The sequence below is a fragment of the Alcanivorax sp. P2S70 genome, from assembly GCF_000475295.1.
GTDB lineage: Bacteria > Pseudomonadota > Gammaproteobacteria > Pseudomonadales > Alcanivoracaceae > Alcanivorax > Alcanivorax profundi.
Genome location: NZ_AXBZ01000013.1, coordinates 118,165 through 136,166, shown reverse-complemented (window position 1 = coordinate 136,166; position 18,002 = coordinate 118,165). Strand labels below are relative to the sequence as shown.

Sequence of the window (18,002 nt, the reverse complement as noted above, 5' to 3'; positions counted from 1 at the left end):
ATGACTGCGAGGGAAAAGGCAATGCGACCCAATTTGTTAATAAAGATGCTGACCATCGGCGGGCTGATGCTGGTGCTGGTGGTGCCGTTACTGATGATTCAGGGAAAGATCTCTGAGCGGGAAAGCGAAGCGTGGCAGGTCGGGGACCAGATCGCCAGACAGATCAGTGGAGAACAACAGCTGGGTGGCCCCATGATTGTGGTGCCCCGGACAGTAAGAAGCTGGAGCGAGAAGCCGGATTGCGAGGGTAGTGGCTGCATGACTGTGCGCCATCATATCGAGTTGGACAGCCTAATCCCCGACAGCCTGTCGCTGGATGGGGACATGCAGACGGAGATGCGATATCGCGGAATTTATGGTGTGCCGGTCTATCGTACCCTGCTCCATCTGGAGGCGGTTTTTCCTGCCAACTGGCGTGAGCCGTCGTCTGATGCCCGGGTGGTGTCCTCGTCATCGCCTTTGCTGTTATTTCAAATCAGGGATCTTCGGGGTCTGGTAGAGCGCCCCCAGGTTCTGGTTAATGATGTCCCGCTGGCGTTGATGGAAGCAGAGCAACTACCAAAGGGAGTAGGAACCCATGCCATTGCCGTGGCGTTACCCGACACCTTGCAGGGAGCATTCACCGTCAAGATTCGACTCAACCTTAACGGTACCCAATCGTTCGGCATGCTGCCGTTGGCCAAGGAGACCCGTATGGCATTGCGGTCAGACTGGCCCCATCCGAGTTTCGAAGGCCTGGTGCTGCCAGTGGAGCGCGAGATCAGCGATGCAGGCTTCACCAGTCAATGGCGTACCAACAGTCTGGCGGCGGCCAGTGCCATTCACTGTGCCCGGGGGGATGCGGCCTGCGGTGATGCGGATCAGGCGTTGCGGGTACGGCTGGTGCAGCCGGTTACCGGTTTGCTCTCCAGTGAGCGGGCACTGAAATACAGTTTTCTGATCGTCGGCCTGACGTTTGCCGCATTCTTTCTTTTTGAGGTTCTTCGCCGCTACCCCCTGCACGCCATGCAGTACTTGTTGGTGGGGTTGTCGTTGGCCATGTTCTACATGTTGCTGGTGGCGTTGAGTGAGCACATCGACTTTGCGTTGGCCTATGCCTGCGCCGCGCTGGCCTGTTGTGCCCTTATTGGGGTGTATCTAATGGCGGTGATGCGTTCGTTAAAAAGTGGCTGGCTGTTTGCAGGGAGTTTGCTGCTGGTGATGGTGTTGATCTACGGCATTCTGATGGCAGAAGACTACGCCTTGCTGATGGGGGCCCTGCTGTTGTTTGCCGCACTGGCCAGCGTCATGTTGGTGACGCGAAAACTGGATTGGTACAGCTTTGCTTCGGTGCGTAAAACCGGCCAGGAAAGTCTGTTGAAAGAGCGAAACATGCCATGAAAAAAAAGGAAAGGGCGCGGGTCATGGTGTTGTTGAAGGAAGCCGATGCAACGCCGCTATTCCACCGCTATTGCTGCATGCAGGCGTTGAGAGTGGTGCAACAATCGATGGCAACAAATGGCGATGATCCGGTTGCCATTGGGTTGCTGGCCGCAATCTGGCTGAGGCTTGGGGCCTCCCGGCGGGCACGTGGCCTGTTGCAAAGCCGTATTGTGCAGCGCAGCAAGATACCTCATCCCCAATACTGAAACCGGTGAGGGGCATTTATGTTGTTTATTTTAGTTCGCTATTGCGAAATTGTGACAATTGCATTAATTCTGAATCCGGGTCAGGGAAGGATGTAATCAGACCTGAGGCAGTACTGGCCTGTCTTTTCAATTCAGGGAGAAAATGATGAACAAGAAAACGATGCGTGTTGCGATGGCCACGGTGATTGCTGCTGCCGGCCAGCATGTAATGGCGGAAGCGCCTTCCTACAATTACGTGCAATTCGACTATGTGGTGTCTGGTGATACCCAACTAAAATCCTCCGGGCTCAGCAGTGAGAGCCTGGATGTAGAGCAGGGTTTTGCCCTGCAAGGCGCGTTCGAGATTGGCGATTATATGCTGGTCATGGGACGTCACCACGCGCTGGATTACGATGACAGTGATGGCACCTTTCTGGGCGTAGACAATGCCGTGATTAACGACATGACGTTTATCGGGGTGGGCGCGCATCTTCCCATTGCTGACATGCTGGATGTGTATGGAGTCATGGGTTTCAGTCGCCCCACTTACACCAATGTGGCCGGTGAAGGCTATGGTCTGGAAGTGGGTGCCCGGGTGAACGTCGAGATGATCGAAGCGGCCCTGTGGTACAACATGGGCAGTACCGATACCAAGGCAGGCAGTCAGACTGTCGACATAGATCCGGAGCTGTTGGGGCTGGATGTGGCCATTTCGTTTGCGCCGGAAGCTCCGCAACTGGTGCTGGGATATGTCGATGCGACACACGAACTGAAGGCCGGTGCTACAGATGCGGATATTGAGTACGATTACTTTTCTATTGGGGTAAGGAAATCGTTCTAACCCTAACCGAAGAGTCAAAAAAGGCCTGCTTTGCAGGCCTTTTTTTTAGTCGTGCCAGCCGTTCACTTTGCCGGAGCAAACCCAGTCCATGGAGCCTTTGGTAACGCCAATCCACTTATAAGAGTAGCGACCATTGGCGCGGTAGGTCGACCAGTTCTTGGTTTTGCCGGGAGAGATCCCGGATGCACCGCAGTCTTCCGTGCCGTCTTTGCGCTCGTTGCAGAATCGGGCATAGATACGGTGGTCACAGACGTTGCGGTAGGTAACGATAAACTGACCTTCGGAATACTGACTCCAGCGATCATTATCGACCACCATGCAGGGGCTGTTTCTGCTGGTTTTTCCGTCCCAGCAGGTATCGTCGTCCACGGATGAGTAGTAATCCGCCAGGGTAAGTGCCGGTAGCAGCAGGGCGGCAAGGCCAAACGTCCATTTCATGATTTCGCTCCCTTAAAGAATGTTGGGCCGACACAAACAACAGAGCCGACCGTTACATTCTAGGGAGTGCGTGCACGCAAAGCGTACCCCATATGGGGTAGGTTTCCGGGCATTGTGTAGCGAAGTGTTAAGCGCTGGAACCTGGGGGGACACCGTAAGCGCGCAGGAACATGTCGACGACCTGTTCGGCGTGGGGTTGGGCTTCGCAGGCGGTCATGGGCTCGGAGTAACCGATCATGACGCGCATGTGCTCACAGCCCTGCAGCAAACTGAAAAAGTTATTGGCGGCCTGACGCGGATCGGGCACGTCCAGCAGGCCGGCATCGCTGGCATGACGGACCAGGTTTTCCATGGCGGTCAGCGTACGCTGCGGGCCGGCTTCGAAAAACAGCTGTGACATGGCCGTGTCCTGGGTGGCCAGGCTGCCCATCAGGCGCTGAAGCTCAATCACTTCCGGGGTGTGGATCAGGTCCAGAAACGCCAGCCCGATCCGGGTCAGGGTGGTGCGGATCGGTTGCCCGGGTTCCAGCTCGAAAATCGGCATGGGCAACATGTTCTGGCATTTCGCTTCGATAGCGGCGGAGAACAGGGTCTCCTTGTCGCTGAAGTGACTGTAGACGGTGAGTTTGGAGACGCCGGCTTCTTTGGCGACAGCATCCATGCTGGTGCCGCTGAATCCCCCGGCAAGAAACAGGGTTTTCGCCGCTTCCAGGATGGCTGCGCGCTTGGCGGGGTCTTTGGGGCGGCCGCGATTGGCCGCAGGGACGGTCTGGGTCATATTTTCAATACTGGACGGTTCAGTTTAACAAACTTACTATACTCGCCAGTATAGCATACCGGCAATGACCGGTGACCGAGGGTACTGACATGTTGCGTAACACCGTATTCCCTGGCCTGCTGGCCGGTTTGCTGGCTCTGCAGGGGTGTTCCGATGGGGACACCAACCACAACGAGATTCCCCGTCCGGCGCTGGTGACCCAGCCGTTATCGGCCAATGTGGGGCAGGATGTGTTCCCGGGCGAAATCCGGGCGCGCTATGAACCGCAGCTGGGATTCCGCATTGGAGGCAAGATCAGCCAGCGGCAAGTGGATGTGGGGGACCGGGTCAGTAAGGGCACCAGTCTGGCCAAGCTGGATACCGACGATGTGCGCTTGCAGCTGGATGCGGCACGGGCCCAGTTTGCCTCTGCCCAGGCAGATCACAAGCTGGCCAGAAGCGAGCTGGAGCGCTATCGCGAACTGCTGGAGCGCAGGGTGATCAGCCGGTCCCAGTTTGATTCCTTCGAAAGCCGCTTCGATGCCAGTGCTGCCCAGCTGCGGCAGGCCCGTGCCAATCTGGATGTGGCCCGCAATCAGGCAGATTACGCCTCCCTGAAGGCCCCCCGTGACGGCGTGATTGCCCAGCGTCTGGCGGAAGCCGGGCAGGTGGTGGCCGCCGGCCAGACGGTGTTTGTGTTGGCTGCCGATGGTGATCGCGAAGTGCGCATTGATCTGCCCGAGCAGGATGTAGGCCGGTTTACCATCGGCATGCCGGTGGCCATTGAACTGTGGTCCCGTCCGGGGCAGGTCTTCCCCGGCAAACTGCGTGAGCTGTCGCCAGCGGCGGACCCCCGTTCGCGGACCTATGAAGCGCGAGTCGCTTTTGACAACGACCAGGTCGGAGCGGAGCTTGGCCAGTCTGCCCGGGTATTTGTCAGTGGGGCAGACAATGATGTGCTCAGCATTCCTCTCTCCGCCCTGACCGCGGAAGAAGACGCGACCTATGTGTGGGTAGTGAATCCGGACGACAGCGCCCTGGTAAAAACCCCGGTGGAAGTGGGCCCCTACCAGGAGCAGGTGGTGCCGGTGCTGTCCGGCTTGCAGGCCGATGACTGGATTGTGGCCGCAGGCACCCATCTGGTGCGCGATGGCCAGGTGGTGATTCCCGTGGATCGCCAGAACCGCCAGGTGGAGCTCGCCGCCACGGCAGAGGTGTCGCAGCAGGAATCTGCCCCGGCCGAGCCGGCAGACGAACCTGTCGATCAGGGCGAATAAGGGGAGCTGCCATGTCGTTCAACCTGTCGGAATGGGCACTGAAAAACCGCGCGCTGGTGCTCTATGCCATGTTGCTGCTCGGTGCCATCGGGGCGATTTCCTACGCCAATCTTGGCCAGAGTGAAGATCCGCCGTTCACCTTCAAAGTCATGACCATCAATACCCTGTGGCCCGGTGCCAGTGCCGAAGAAGTCTCCCGGCAGATTACCGAGCGCATTGAAAAGAAATTGATGGAAACCGGTGACTTCGAACGCATCCAGTCTTACTCAAGGCCGGGTCAGTCGCTGGTCATGTTTATGGCGCGGGACGAAATGCGCTCAACCGATATCGATGATCTGTGGTACCAGGTGCGCAAGAAAGTGGGCGATATCCGCCACACCCTGCCACAGGATGTGCGCGGCCCATTTTTCAATGACGAGTTCGGTACCACCTTTGGCAATATCTATGCGCTCACCGGCAAGGGCTTCGATTACGCCATCATGAAAGACTACGCCGACCGTTTGCAGCTAACGCTGCAACGGGTGGACGACGTCGGCAAGGTGGAGCTGATTGGCCTGCAGGATGAAAAAATCTGGGTCGAGATTTCCAACACCAAACTGGCTTCGCTGGGGATCCCCCTGGTAACGGTGCAGCAGGCACTACAGTCGCAGAATACGGTTGCCGATGCCGGTTTTTTTGAAACCCCGACCGATCGTGTACGTTTGCGCGTATCGGGTGAATTCACCAGCGTAGATGACATTCGCAACTTCCCGATTCAGGTCGACAACCGCACCCTGCGTCTCGATGACATCGCCAATGTGTACCGTGGCTTCAGTGACCCGTTCCAGCCGCGCATGCGTTTCATGGGAGAAGATGCCATTGGTATTGCGGTTTCCATGAAAGAAGGCGGGGACATTCTTCAGTTGGGTGAGAACCTGGACAAGGCGTTTGCCGAACTTCAGAAAAGCCTTCCCATCGGTATGGAGCTGCGCAAGGTTTCCGATCAGCCAGCGGCGGTGGAAGCCGGGGTGGGCGAATTCGTTCAGGTGTTGATGGAAGCGTTGGTGATTGTGCTGCTGGTGAGTTTTTTCTCGCTGGGTTGGCGCACCGGCATGGTGGTGGCACTGTCGATTCCGCTGGTGCTGGCGATCACCTTTGCGTCCATGAAGTATTTTGATATCGGCCTGCACAAGATTTCTCTCGGGGCGCTGGTGCTGGCGCTGGGGCTGATGGTGGACGATGCCATCATTGCCGTGGAGATGATGGCCATCAAGATGGAGCAGGGCTTCAGTCGCCTCAAGGCAGCGGGCTTTGCCTGGACCAGTACCGCGTTCCCCATGCTCACCGGGACCCTGATCACCGCGGCCGGCTTCCTGCCCATTGCCACCGCAGAATCCAGCACCGGGGAATACACCCGCTCCATCTTCCAGGTGGTGACGATTTCGTTGCTGGCGTCCTGGGTGGCGGCGGTGGTGTTCGTGCCCTACCTGGGTGACAAGTTGCTGCCGAGCCTGGTGCGTCATAACCGTGATGGCGAAGTGCACGACCCTTACCAGAAACCGTTTTATCGCAAGTTCCGCCAATGGGTGGAGTGGTGTGTGCGTTACCGCAAAACGGTGATTGCCATTACGGTCGGCATCTTCTTTTTCTCGGTCTTCCTGTTCCGTTTTGTGCCGCAGCAGTTCTTCCCGGCTTCAGGACGTCTGGAGCTGATGGTGGACCTGAAACTGGAAGAAGGGGCCTCGCTCAATGCCACCCAGGAATTGGCGTTGCGTCTGGAAAACCAGCTTGGCGAAAACCCGCTGATTGAAAATTACGTGGGCTACATGGGAAGCGGATCGCCCCGTTTCTATCTGTCTCTGGATCAGAAGTTGCCGGCCGCATCACAGGCACAGTTTGTGATCCTGACTCGCAATGTGGAAGAGCGCGAAGAAGTGCGAAGCTGGCTGATTCAGTTGCTCAACGATCAGTTCCCGACGGTGCGCAGTCGTGTATCGCGTCTGGAGAACGGGCCACCGGTGGGTTACCCGCTGCAATTCCGTGTTTCCGGTGAACACATTCCGCAGGTGCGCGAGTTGGCTCGCCGGGTAGCAGAAAAAGTGCGTGCCAATCCGCACACCATCAACGCGCATCTGGACTGGGAAGAGCCCAGCAAGGTAGTGCGTCTGAATGTGGACCAGGACCGTGCCCGGACCCTGGGTATCAGCACCCAGGATTTGTCGGTGGCGCTGCAGGCGTCCCTGTCCGGGGTGGTGGTGAGCCAGTTCCGGGAAGACAACGAGCTGATCAATGTGGAAGTGCGTGGCGACAGCCGCGAGCGACACGCCCTTGGGCTGCTTGGCAACCTGGCCGTACAAACGGAAAACGGGCGGGTGCCGTTGAACCAGATCGCGACACTGGAGTATGGCTTTGAGGAAGGCATCATTTGGCACCGGGACCGGTTGCCCACGGTGACCATTCGTGCGGACATTGCCGATGATGCGCTACCGGCCACACTGGTGAACGAAATAATGCCGACCCTTGCCGCGGTGCAGGCAGACCTGCCGCCGGGTTACCTGTTGGAAGTGGGCGGTACGGTGGAAGAGTCGGCCCGTGGCCAGCAATCCGTGAATGCAGGCATGCCCCTGTTCGTGCTGGTGGTGATTACCTTGTTGATGTTGCAGCTACGCAGCATGCCGTTGTCACTGATGGTCTTTGTGACCGCGCCGCTGGGGCTTATCGGCGTCACCCTGTTCCTGTTGTTGTTCCAGAAACCGTTCGGCTTTGTGGCCATGCTCGGCACCATCGCTTTGGCGGGCATGATCATGCGTAACGCGGTGATTCTGGTGGACCAGATTGGTCAAGACATGGCGCAGGGGCTGACCGCCTGGGATGCGATTATCGAATCCACCGTGCGCCGCTTCCGGCCCATCGCCCTTACCGCCCTGACCGCGGTGCTGGCCATGATTCCGCTGTCGCGGAGCGTGTTCTTTGGCCCCATGGCCGTGGCAATCATGGGGGGCTTGATTGTCGCCACCGCCCTAACTCTGCTGTTCCTGCCGGCACTCTATGCGGCCTGGTTCCGGGTCAAGGAAGAGCACGCGCCACAGCCGTAACGAACGCTGAATCTGTTGCCGGACAGTTTCCGGTATTCCCCTTGCCCCGGCCCCTGCCGGGGCTTTTTTATGGTTCATCACGGATTTCCGCGAAAGCCTGGTTTAATTAATGCCCTTTTTCCGTAGGAGCGTCGGTTATTCGCTCCTGCTACACGCTTCAGAGCGTCACGAATTGCTGGAATGGCCCGGTGATTTCGTAGGTAATGCCGAAGCCGTTGCCGCCACCAAAAATGTCACTGCCCCGTTGCGAACTGAAGTACAGACGGGTGCCATCCGGGCTGAAGGCCGGGCCGGTAATCTCGGAATCATCCTGGCCGGTGACCTGCAACAGCGGGGCCACCTTGCCATCCGTATCAATCACCACAATTTGCATGTCGCCACCGTCTTCGGCCACCAGCAGGTCGCCACCGCTGGAGACAGTCAGGTTGTCCACACCGGTGAGAATCGGGTTGGTTGAGGTGGCGGCATCGTAGACCACCGTGAGCCGATTCAGATTGGTGTCCAGCTGCCACACCTTGTTGTCACCCTTGGTGGTGAAATACACAAAACCGTGGCTGTACCAGCAGCCCTCGCCACCATCGAAGGCGCTGCTTTGGGGCAGTTGTTCACGGGTGGGTGCCTGCAGGGCATTGGGGGTGGGGTTGGGCAGGTCCAGCCACTCCACATACCCCTGGCTATCCATGGCCGCCACTTGCAGGATCCCCTCATCCAGATTCAGGGAGCCATCGTGATGGTGGCCAGCGGGGATAAAGCGGTAGAAACGACCGTCGCCTTCGTCTTCGGTGAGATAGACCATGTTGAACACCGGGTCTACTGCCGCGGCTTCGTGTTTGAAGTAACCCAGACCACGACGCACCCGGGCCGGGCGGGCGCCAAACGGGTCGCACTCGTACACGCGGCCGAAATCCACTTCTTCACAGGACAGCCAGGTCTGCCAGGGGGTCGGGCCACCAGCACAGTTGATGTTGGTGCCGCCCAGAATCCGGTAAGCGTCGTTGATGCTGCCGTCGGCATGGAAACGGATAGCGCCGGCGCCGCCGCCCAACAGGCTGATGGTTTCGCTGTTGGACACATACACCCAGCCGCCATCCGGGGTGGCGAAGGTGGCGCCACCGTCGGGGTAGCTGTGCCAGCGGTAGTGGGTACGGTTCCAGAAACTGCGTCGCACCCGTTGTCCGGCGGCGGCAATCACTCGGGAGGAAAAGCCCGCAGGCAGGCGCATGCCGTTGGCATCGGGGCACTGCAATTCGCCAATGTTGGCGAGGGTGCGGGCGGCCAGCGGCTGACTGATCGCCAGCAAACTGGGGCCAATGGCCAGGGCGGCAAGGCCGGTTGAGCCTTTCTTCAACAGGTCGCGACGGGACAGGGCTGCCTTGTTGTGCACGGTGGCTTCCTCCATGAAAGTGAATGGACAGGCGGCAAGCCTAGCGAGGAAATAAGTCAATTTGGGTGACAGCGTGCAAACCTTGCCAGTGCACCCCATGAAGCCGGTCACGTTTCTTGCCAGCGTAACCAAAAGTTCACTCTGTGGTGCGGCCGGGACCTGGCCGGTTCAGGGTGTTGCGGGAAGCACCTGGATGGGCAGCGGCGGGGAATGTCCCTGATGCTCGGCGCGTACACAGCGCAGCTCGAACTCGCCCACCTGATCAAAGCGCCAGGGCAGGGTCACGGTGCTGCCGGGTTCACTGAGTCGGGTATTGGGGTAGTCCTTGCGCAAGTCCGGCATCAGCCGGTGGATCAGGTTCTGGTCGCGTAACGCGGTGCCGTCCCCCAGGGCGAACAGGTGCCAGTCGGTGCTGTGATTGGTGACGGATAACGCCACGGCGGCGGTGTGCTGCACACGCAATGTGGCCGGTTGCCAGTGGTGATCGAAACTTACGGGCAGTGCCGGCAGCGGGCCGGGTTCGCGCAGGGCGGTGCCGCCGGCCATGGGGATCTCGTCTGGCAAGATGCCGTGGGCCCCGCTACCCTGCGCGGCAAGCATATGAAAAATGATAACGATGGCCGCGAGCGTCTGTTTCATGGGGTGCCGGGTCGGAGGGATAACATTGACTGCCAGAATACCGCTTTTCCTGTTCACCTGTCTGTGGGTGCTGCTTTCGTCTGTCGCATCGGCGGCACCACTCACGGTGGCCGTGAAAGCGTCACCGCCGTTCAGCTATCCGGAAGGGGATCGCTGGGACGGTGTGAGTGTGGAGCTGTGGGAAAGCGTGGCTGACAAGGCGGGGCTGGAATATCGCCTGCGTCCCTACAAGACCCTGGCAGACATGCTGGAAGCGGTAGAGTTGGGCCAGGCTGATGTGGCCATCGGTGCCATCAGTGTTACCGCCGAGCGCGAGCGGCGATTGGACTTTACCCAGCCCATGTACCGGGCCGGGTTGGGTATCGCCACCCGCAGTGAGCCCGGCGGCTGGAGCACCACGTTGCGCAGCCTGTTCAGCTGGAAGTTCTTTTCGGCCGTGCTGGCATTGGTGCTGGTGTTGCTGCTGGTCGGGTTGTTGATCTGGTTGCTGGAGCGACGCAAGAACCCGCAGCAATTCGGTGGCAGTGTCAGCGAAGGGATTGGCAATGGTTTCTGGTGGTCTGCGGTAACCATGACCACAGTGGGGTATGGCGACAAGGCGCCGGTGAGTCTGGGTGGCCGGGTGCTGGGGCTGGTGTGGATGTTCGTCAGCATTATCACCATTTCCGGTTTTACGGCGGCCATTGCTTCCAGTGTGACCGTGAACCAGCTGCAAACCCGTATTGATGGCGCCGGTGATCTGCCGCGTGTCACTGTGGCGGCCGTTGCCAATACCAGTGGCGCCCAGTGGCTGTCGGCCAATGGCATCAAACACCAGCGTTTTGATAACACCGAAAAAGCGCTGCGAGCGGTAGCCCTGGGGCAGGCGGATGCTGCGGTAGGGGATGCGCCGGTGATGCGCTATATCCTGAGTGAGCGTGAAGACGACAATCTATTGGTGCTGCCCAAGCTGGTCCGCGAAGAAAGTTATGCCTTTGCCGTGGCCAACGGTAGCCCGCTGCGCGAAACCCTGGACCAGGCCATGCTGGATATCCTGCCCACGGAAAGCTGGCGCATGGTGCTCAACCGCTATCTGGGGCAGTGAAAGGCAGTTGTCAGCTATCAGCTTTGAGCTTTGAGGAAAAGCCAAGAAAAACCATTGCCCATTTCGAAGGGGTGGGTTTTTCTCTTCCTTGTGGCTTGTGGCTTGTGGGTTGTAGCTCACAGCTGACAGCTGATAGCTGATAGCTGATAGCTTAAACCGTCAGGATAGACTTGGTTACCGAACCGGTAGCGATCAGTCGCTCTTCGCCGTCGGCATTTACCGCATAGGCTTCCGCGCGCATGGCTGCCAGGGTCCGGCCGATGCGGTCGGCGCGGCCGCGCAGCACTACGGTTTCGCCTTTCTGGGCGGCTCGTAACACGCTGTTGTGGGTCTCGATGGTCACTGGTGCCTGGTTGTCCTTGAGCAGCGGCACCGCGGCAAAGAAACAGGTCACATCCATCAACGCATAGAGAATGCCGCCATGCAGGGCGCCCAACGGGTTGGCGGTAAAATCATTCACCTGAAAGCGGAGCTCGCTGGTGCCTTCCCCTGCATGCAGCAGTTCCAGCTCGCAGGCACGGTGCAGCGGGTGGGCAAGGACATCATCGCGGGCAACATCAAGGCGGCTCATGGGGTTCTCTCTGTGGGGGTGGGGAGCAAACGCGGGCGCTACTTTGCCTGCGCTTTGGTCACTTGTGAATGACCGTGGGGAACCGCCCGGTTTGACCGTGGTCCCAATATTTCGCAAGATATCCGTTCCGCTCTATGGATTAATTCGACGGCGACCCTCATGAAAGCTCTGGTCTGGACATTGCTGCTTGTCATCGGCACTCACGTGCTGGTGCTGGATGCCATGCACCACGAGCACGATGAAGGCGTTGCCTACGAGCAGGTCCAACAGGATGAGGCCCATCAGGATGTGCTGGACCGTGGCGGTGAGCATTGCTGCCAGTGCCATGGCTTCATGACCGGCATCGATTGTGCCCCGGCCCGCCAGCCTGCGCCGGCCCGCCAACTGACAGCCCTGCCCCCGGCCCTGCCGGATGCCCCCGCGGATACCCCTTTCCGCCCACCGATAACCGCCTGATTTTTTCGCACTGAGTGCTGCGCCGACGGGCTTGTTCTGCCCCGGCATGGCGACGTTTTGTGTCTAAAAAATCAGGAGCTTCCCCATGGGAATTCCCACCGCAGTGCGCACCGGCGCGCTGTTTATCCTGCTGTGTGTACAGCAGCCGGCGCTGGCCAGCAGTGCCGCCGATTGGGCGGCCTGGGTCCGCCAACAGGTCAACCAATTGCCCGCCAGTCGTGCCATTGCCGCCCGGCAGGAACAGTGGCTGGCAGACAACCGCAACGCGGCCCAGCCGCTCTATAACCCGGCGCTCAACATCGGGTACGAAGACAGTGTTGATGTGACCAAGACCCTTGGCGTCAGCCAGACCCTGGACTGGTCCGGCAAGGGCCGAGCCCTTGGCGAGGCCCGCCAGCAGCGCGATGCCGTGGCGGTGTTGCGGGCCGACAAGGCCCGCGCCGATCTGCTGGCTCAAAGCCTGCGCGCCCTGGTGGCGTATGACGCAGCCCACGCCCGATTGCTCGCCGCCCGTGAGCAGGAGCGTCAGTTGATGGCACTGGCGGACCTGATGCGGCGCCGTGAACAGGCCGGCGATGTAGGCCAGGTGGATGCCCGCCTGACGATGCTGTCCGTGGGCCAGGCCCAGCAGGCGTTGGCAGAAGCCGAAGCGATGACCACCGCAGCCGTGACCCGCCTGCGCGAAGTCATGGCGCTGTCGTCGCCGGCCTATCCGCTACCGGAAGATGCCACCGTGCAAGGGCTGGCGATACGGGGTGGGGTGGACACGCGGCTGGCCGCCAACTACGACCTGCAACTGGCCGAACAGCAACTGGCGTTGGCCGAGCAGGGCGTGACCGTCGCCGACCGGCAACGCAACAGCGACCCCACCTTGGAAGTGCGTTTCGGCAAGGAAGACGATGCCAACCTGTGGGGCGTGGACTTCAGTCTGCCGCTGAACATTTTCAACAGTGGTAAACCTGCCTACCAGCAAGCGCTGGCAGACAGTGATGCCCAGCGCGCCCTGTTGGAGAAAACCCGCAACGATATCCGGGCCCGTTTGGAAGGGGCTCGCGACAATTTCCGTCAGCAACAGCGGCGTTGGGACACCTGGCAACAACTGGCAGAGAGTCGCCTGGACGACAACGACACCTTGCTGAAACGGGTCTGGGAGCAGGGTGAACTCACCACCCAGAACTATCTATTGGCGCTGAACCAGAGCCTCGACACCCGCCTGTCCGGCATCGCCCTGCGCGAAGCCATGCAACAGGCCTGGATCGAATGGCTCCAGCAAAGCGCTCAGCTGGATGCGTGGTTAACCGCACTGGCGAATCCCTGACACGCCGTAGGCGCGGCGCTTGCGACGCTCCTGCAAAGGCCAAAAAATTGGAAATTTTTATGAAAACGCAAAATAAGTTCATGAAAACGCCATTGGCGATCGCGCTGCTGGCCACCCTTTCCTTCCCTGCCTGGGCGGGTGATGACCACGGTCATGATCACGATACGGCACAGGAAAAAAGCGAATCTCATACCGGGGAATCCCACGACGATCACAATGCCCAGGATGCGCATGGCGACGACAACGCCAGTCATGATCATCAGACCGAACACGGTGAGCAGAATGAGCATGAAGAAACCGGCGTGACCCTGACGTCGGAACAACAAGCCATGCTCAACCTGCAAATCCTCACCCTGCAGCCGCAGCAGAATGCCACCCAAACCCTGACCGTCCCGGCGGAAATCACCAGCAACCAGTACCGCACCTGGGTGGTGCCGGTGCGTATCGACTCCCAGGTGCAGTCACGCAGCGCGACCCTCGGGCAGCACATGACACAAGGCGAGCCCATTGCCACCCTGTTCAGTCCGGCCATGGCCGAGTTGCAAAGCGACCTGCAAGTGGCGGCGGATGCCTGGCGGCGAGTGAACAATCTTGGCCGCCGGACCGTGGGCAACCAGCGCTATCTGGATGCGCAAAGCCAGTACCAGTCTCTGCGTGCCCGGGCCAAAGGCTACGGGCTGGATGACACGGCCATCGCCGCTATCGAAGCGGGAAAAAGCGAAAAAGGGGTCTACACGCTAACCGCCCCGGACGATGGCCTGGTGCTGGACGATGCCTTCCAGCAAGGCCAATGGCTCACTGCCGGTAGCGCCCTGGTCACCCTGGTGGATGAATCGGAACTGTGGGCCGAAGCGGCCTTGCCGCCCAGCCCCGGTTTGCACATCGCTACCGGCACCCCGGCGAAGGTCATCATCGGTGAGACCAAGGTGGCCGGCGAAGTGATTCAGTCTGGTCATCGCCTGAACCCGATTACCCGCACCTTGTCCGTGCGGGTGGCAGTGCCGAATGCCGGGCATCTATTGCACCCGGGCATGTTCGCCGATGTGGCGTTGCTGCTGGCGGCACCGGAGAACGCCCTAACCGTACCGGAAGAAGCGCTCACCCGTGGGCCCGATGGCGATTGGCAATTGTTTGTGGAAGAAGAGTCCGGCCATTACCAGCCGGTAGAAATCGAACTCACCGGTCAGCTCGGTGAACAACGCATCGTGACTGGCATTGAGCCTGGCACGCGCGTGGTCACTCGCGGCGCGTTTTTTCTCGCCAGTGAAATGGCCAAGTCCGGTTTCGACATCCACAACCACTGAGGATCACCGTCATGTTTAATCGACTTGTCGATTGGGCGGTGAACAACCGCCTCATTGTGTTGCTGTTACTGGTCATCACCGTCGGTGTGATCGGCTGGCAATTGCCCAACCTGAAACTGGATGCCTTCCCGGATGTCACCAATGTGCAGGTGCAGGTGAACACCGAAGCGGAAGGGCTGGCTGCCGAAGAAGTGGAGCAGTTGATCACCTATCCCATCGAGGCGGTGATGTATGCGCTGCCCCAGGTGGCCGAGGTGCGTTCCATTTCCAAGACCGGTCTGTCCATCGTCACCGTGGTGTTCGAAGACGGCACCGACATCTATTTCGCCCGGCAATTGGTGTTCGAACGCCTGCAAGCGGCGCGGGAAGATATTCCCGACGGCGTCGGCACCCCGGAGATGGGCCCGAACACCTCCGGGCTGGGTCAGGTCTATCAATACCTGCTCACCGCCAAGCCGGGCGCCAATATCGACGCCATGCAATTGCGCAGCCTTAACGACTGGGTCGTGAAGCTGCTGCTTATGCCCGTGGGTGGGGTTACCGATGTACTCAGCTACGGCGGTGAAGTGCGCCAGTATCAGGTCAACGTGAATCCCACCCGGTTGCTTGCCTACGACCTGACCCTGCAACACGTCATGGAGGCCATCGCCGCCAACAACCGCAACGCCGGTGGCTGGTATCTGGATCGTGGCGCCGAGCAGTTGGTGATTCGTGGCATGGGCTGGGTGGGCAGCGGTGAACAGGGCTTGCAAGACATCGCTGCCATTCCGCTGCGCGAAGTGGACGGCAGCCAGGTGCGTGTAAGCGATGTGGCCAAGGTGGAATTCGGCGGCGAGATCCGTCAGGGCGCGCTCACCATGACCCGCCGCGACGCCAACGGCGAACCGGAAGCCTTGGGCGAAGTGGTGGCGGGCATCGTGCTCAAGCGCATGGGCGCCAACACCAAGGCCACCATCGATGGCATCAAGGCCCGTGAAGCGCGCATTCAGCAGGCCCTGCCCGACGGTGTGGAATTCCAGGTGTTCTACGACCAGGCCGACCTGGTGGAAAAAGCCGTCAGCACCGTGGTCACCGCTTTGCTGCTGGCCTTTGTGTTTATCGTCATCGTATTGGCCTTGTTCCTGATGAACCTTCGCGCCACGGCGCTGGTGTTGTTGTCCATTCCCCTGTCCATTGGGCTGGCCTTGCTGGTCATGGCCAGCCTGGGCATGTCCGCCAACCTGATGTCGCTGGGCGGCCTGGCCGTGGCCATCGGCATGCTGGTGGATGGCTCCGTGGTGATGGTGGAGAACATCGTCAAACATCTCAGCCAGGGGGCGGGCAACGATGATGCTCGTGGTGGTATGGCCTTGCGCGTCAAAGCTGCCGCCCAGGAAGTGGCGCGCCCGGTGTTCTTCGCTGCCAGCATTATTCTGGTGGTGTTCTTGCCCCTGTTCGCGTTCGAAGGGGTGGAAGCCAAAATGTTCGTGCCCATGGCCATCAGCATCATGCTGGCCATGGCCGCTGCCGTGCTGGTGGCGCTGATCGTGGTGCCGGCACTGGCCGGGTTTCTGTTTCGTCACGGCGTGGAAGAAAAGCCAAACAAACTGATGCAGTGGCTGGAAACCCGCTATCGAACCCTGCTGGCGAAAGCGATGCAGGCACGCAAGGTCGTCGTCGGCGGTGCGGTTGGCTTGTTCGCGTTGGCGCTGGCCACCACTCCCTTTATCGGCACGGAGTTCGTGCCGGTACTGGAAGAGGGCACCTTGGCCTTGCGTGTCACCCTGGCGCCGTCCTCCAGTCTCGACACCGCCTTGAACGTGGGGCAAAAACTGGAGAAGGAAATCCTGACCTTCCCGGAAGTCACCTACGCACTCAGCCGGGTAGGGCGTGCGGAAATCGGAGGTGACCCGGAGCCGGTAAGCAACGTGGAAATCTATATCGGCCTCAAGCCAGTCAGCGAATGGGAAAGCGCCAGTTCTCGGCAAGCACTGCAGGAAAAAATTCAGCAACGGCTGGAGGTGCACCCCGGCCTGCTATTCAACTTTTCCCAGCCCATCGCCATGCGGGTGGACGAACTGCTCTCCGGCGTCAAAGCGCAACTGGCCATCAAATTGTTCGGCCCGGATCTCACTGTGTTGCAGGAAAGAGGCGAAGCCATCACTCAGGCAGTGAAAGAAGTCGATGGTGCCACCGACGTGCAACTGGAACAGATCGCGGGGGAAGCACAGCTGGTAGTCACCCCGGACCGCAACGCCCTTAGCCGTTACGGCCTCAGCGTCAATCAGGTCATGGATCTGGTCAGCAACGGCCTGGGTGGCGGCAGCGCCGGACAGGTGATTAACGGCAACGAACGCTACGACATCTATGTGCGCCTGGAACAGAATGCCCGCCACAATGCGGAAGCCATTCGCAACCTGCGCTTGAAAGCCGCAGACGGTGCCTGGGTGCGGCTTATGGACGTGGCAGACGTGGATCTGGTCTCCGGCCCACCGCAGATCAGCCGCGACGACGTGCAACGCCGCGTGGTCATCCAGGCCAACGTGGCCGGGCGCGACATGGGCTCCGTAGTGGCGGACATCCAGCAAGCCGTCGACAGCGAAGTGGACCTGCCCCCTGGCTACAGCTTGGACATCGGCGGCCAATACGAAAACCAGCAACGTGCCCAGCAACGCCTGGCCATGGTGGTGCCCGTGGCTGTGGGGCTGATCGCCCTATTGCTCTACTTCGCCTTCGGGTCCGTAGCCCAGGCCGCCCTGATTTTGGTCAACGTCCCATTGGCCCTGATCGGCGGCATCCTCGCATTAGCACTTAGCGGCCAGTACCTGTCCGTGCCCAGCTCCGTGGGATTCATCACCCTGTTCGGTGTGGCGGTACTCAATGGGGTGGTGATGGTGGAAGCCATTAATCATCGGCTGCGCGATGGTGAGAAATTGGAGGCGGCTATCTTTGAAGGAGCCGTGTCGCGACTACGCCCGGTATTGATGACTGCGCTCACTTCCATGCTGGGGTTGATTCCCATGCTATTGGCCTCCGGGGTCGGCAGTGAGGTGCAGCGACCCCTGGCGGTGGTGATTGTGGGTGGCCTGGTGTCGGCGACGGCGTTGACGTTGTTGGTGTTACCGAGTCTTTATGGAGTGTTTTCAAGGGAGAAGGCTGCGACATTGCAGCGATAAGCCACTATCCCCGGCTTCACTCGCCGGGGATGACTTTCCGGTTTGACCCGCTCGCAAGTTGAATTTGCAGGTTAATGCAAAAACTATAAGGGACGCT

At 59.8% G+C, this 18,002-nt stretch carries 15 protein-coding genes; 10 read left to right on the top strand and 5 right to left on the bottom strand.

Features of this window, described 5'->3' with window-relative positions; all coding sequences use genetic code 11:
• Positions 1–21: 21 nt before the first annotated feature.
• The 3 genes from creD to Q672_RS23510 all read left to right on the top strand — a co-directional run bounded on the left by creD (position 22) and on the right by Q672_RS23510 (position 2,448).
• Entirely contained in the window at positions 22–1,380 is a 1,359-nt protein-coding gene (gene creD, locus Q672_RS23520) for a cell envelope integrity protein CreD (protein ID WP_052017490.1), read from the top strand.
• Positions 1,377–1,628, top strand: coding sequence for a hypothetical protein (locus Q672_RS23515; RefSeq protein WP_022984906.1), 252 nt, complete (start codon positions 1,377–1,379; stop codon positions 1,626–1,628). The genes creD and Q672_RS23515 overlap by 4 nt, the downstream gene beginning before the upstream one ends.
• Positions 1,629–1,773: 145 nt before the next feature.
• Complete coding sequence (locus Q672_RS23510; RefSeq protein WP_022984905.1) at positions 1,774–2,448, top strand: hypothetical protein; 675 nt, start codon at positions 1,774–1,776, stop codon at positions 2,446–2,448.
• A 45-nt stretch (positions 2,449–2,493) separates the two neighbouring features.
• Here the strand turns inward: Q672_RS23510 and Q672_RS23505 are convergent, their stop codons facing one another.
• Both Q672_RS23505 and Q672_RS23500 read right to left on the bottom strand, forming a co-directional pair.
• The gene (locus Q672_RS23505) at positions 2,494–2,886 is read right to left on the bottom strand and encodes a hypothetical protein (protein WP_022984904.1); all 393 of its coding nucleotides are present in this window, start codon (positions 2,884–2,886) and stop codon (positions 2,494–2,496) included.
• Positions 2,887–3,013: 127 nt separating this feature from the next.
• Complete coding sequence (locus Q672_RS23500; RefSeq protein WP_022984903.1) at positions 3,014–3,664, bottom strand: TetR/AcrR family transcriptional regulator; 651 nt, start codon at positions 3,662–3,664, stop codon at positions 3,014–3,016.
• An 89-nt stretch (positions 3,665–3,753) separates the two neighbouring features.
• Between Q672_RS23500 and Q672_RS23495 the strand changes: the two genes are divergently transcribed.
• Positions 3,754–4,920 carry an efflux RND transporter periplasmic adaptor subunit gene (locus Q672_RS23495; protein ID WP_022984902.1) on the top strand — a complete coding sequence of 389 codons (1,167 nt, stop codon included), beginning with the start codon at positions 3,754–3,756 and terminating at the stop codon, positions 4,918–4,920.
• Between the two features lie 11 nt (positions 4,921–4,931).
• Positions 4,932–7,994 carry an efflux RND transporter permease subunit gene (locus Q672_RS23490; protein WP_022984901.1) on the top strand — a complete coding sequence of 1,021 codons (3,063 nt, stop codon included), beginning with the start codon at positions 4,932–4,934 and terminating at the stop codon, positions 7,992–7,994.
• A 157-nt stretch (positions 7,995–8,151) separates the two neighbouring features.
• Here the strand turns inward: Q672_RS23490 and Q672_RS23485 are convergent, their stop codons facing one another.
• Together Q672_RS23485 and Q672_RS23480 are read right to left on the bottom strand one after the other, a co-directional pair.
• A complete protein-coding gene (locus Q672_RS23485) occupies positions 8,152–9,378 on the bottom strand; it encodes an alkaline phosphatase PhoX (protein ID WP_200866012.1) in 1,227 nt (408 codons plus the stop codon).
• Between the two features lie 168 nt (positions 9,379–9,546).
• Positions 9,547–10,017: a hypothetical protein gene (locus Q672_RS23480; protein WP_022984899.1), complete on the bottom strand. Its 471-nt coding sequence runs from the start codon at positions 10,015–10,017 to the stop codon at positions 9,547–9,549.
• Between the two features lie 25 nt (positions 10,018–10,042).
• Here Q672_RS23480 and Q672_RS23475 point away from each other — a divergent pair, with 25 nt between their 5' ends.
• Positions 10,043–11,101: a transporter substrate-binding domain-containing protein gene (locus tag Q672_RS23475; protein WP_022984898.1), complete on the top strand. Its 1,059-nt coding sequence runs from the start codon at positions 10,043–10,045 to the stop codon at positions 11,099–11,101.
• A gap of 151 nt (positions 11,102–11,252) precedes the next feature.
• Here Q672_RS23475 and Q672_RS23470 read toward each other — a convergent pair whose 3' ends face one another.
• Entirely contained in the window at positions 11,253–11,672 is a 420-nt protein-coding gene (locus Q672_RS23470) for a PaaI family thioesterase (RefSeq protein WP_022984897.1), read from the bottom strand.
• A 159-nt stretch (positions 11,673–11,831) separates the two neighbouring features.
• Between Q672_RS23470 and Q672_RS23465 the strand changes: the two genes are divergently transcribed.
• The 4 genes from Q672_RS23465 (at position 11,832) to Q672_RS23450 (ending at position 17,905) form a co-directional block, all read left to right on the top strand.
• Positions 11,832–12,128, top strand: a complete 297-nt coding sequence (locus tag Q672_RS23465; protein ID WP_022984896.1) for a hypothetical protein — start codon at positions 11,832–11,834, stop codon at positions 12,126–12,128.
• Between the two features lie 85 nt (positions 12,129–12,213).
• Positions 12,214–13,446, top strand: coding sequence for a TolC family protein (locus Q672_RS23460; protein WP_022984895.1), 1,233 nt, complete (start codon positions 12,214–12,216; stop codon positions 13,444–13,446).
• A 59-nt stretch (positions 13,447–13,505) separates the two neighbouring features.
• Positions 13,506–14,750, top strand: coding sequence for an efflux RND transporter periplasmic adaptor subunit (locus Q672_RS23455; protein ID WP_022984894.1), 1,245 nt, complete (start codon positions 13,506–13,508; stop codon positions 14,748–14,750).
• An 11-nt stretch (positions 14,751–14,761) separates the two neighbouring features.
• The gene (locus Q672_RS23450; RefSeq protein ID WP_022984893.1) at positions 14,762–17,905 is read left to right on the top strand and encodes an efflux RND transporter permease subunit; all 3,144 of its coding nucleotides are present in this window, start codon (positions 14,762–14,764) and stop codon (positions 17,903–17,905) included.
• Positions 17,906–18,002: the final 97 nt, after the last annotated feature.

Coding starts and splice junctions, on each gene's coding strand:
- creD (WP_052017490.1), top strand. CDS start 22: ATGCGACCCAATTTGTTAATAAAGATGCTGACCATCGGCGGGCTGATG.
- Q672_RS23515 (WP_022984906.1), top strand. CDS start 1,377: ATGAAAAAAAAGGAAAGGGCGCGGGTCATGGTGTTGTTGAAGGAAGCC.
- Q672_RS23510 (WP_022984905.1), top strand. CDS start 1,774: ATGAACAAGAAAACGATGCGTGTTGCGATGGCCACGGTGATTGCTGCT.
- Q672_RS23505 (WP_022984904.1), bottom strand. CDS start 2,886: ATGAAATGGACGTTTGGCCTTGCCGCCCTGCTGCTACCGGCACTTACC.
- Q672_RS23500 (WP_022984903.1), bottom strand. CDS start 3,664: ATGACCCAGACCGTCCCTGCGGCCAATCGCGGCCGCCCCAAAGACCCC.
- Q672_RS23495 (WP_022984902.1), top strand. CDS start 3,754: ATGTTGCGTAACACCGTATTCCCTGGCCTGCTGGCCGGTTTGCTGGCT.
- Q672_RS23490 (WP_022984901.1), top strand. CDS start 4,932: ATGTCGTTCAACCTGTCGGAATGGGCACTGAAAAACCGCGCGCTGGTG.
- Q672_RS23480 (WP_022984899.1), bottom strand. CDS start 10,017: ATGAAACAGACGCTCGCGGCCATCGTTATCATTTTTCATATGCTTGCC.
- Q672_RS23470 (WP_022984897.1), bottom strand. CDS start 11,672: ATGAGCCGCCTTGATGTTGCCCGCGATGATGTCCTTGCCCACCCGCTG.
- Q672_RS23465 (WP_022984896.1), top strand. CDS start 11,832: ATGAAAGCTCTGGTCTGGACATTGCTGCTTGTCATCGGCACTCACGTG.
- Q672_RS23460 (WP_022984895.1), top strand. CDS start 12,214: ATGGGAATTCCCACCGCAGTGCGCACCGGCGCGCTGTTTATCCTGCTG.
- Q672_RS23455 (WP_022984894.1), top strand. CDS start 13,506: ATGAAAACGCAAAATAAGTTCATGAAAACGCCATTGGCGATCGCGCTG.
- Q672_RS23450 (WP_022984893.1), top strand. CDS start 14,762: ATGTTTAATCGACTTGTCGATTGGGCGGTGAACAACCGCCTCATTGTG.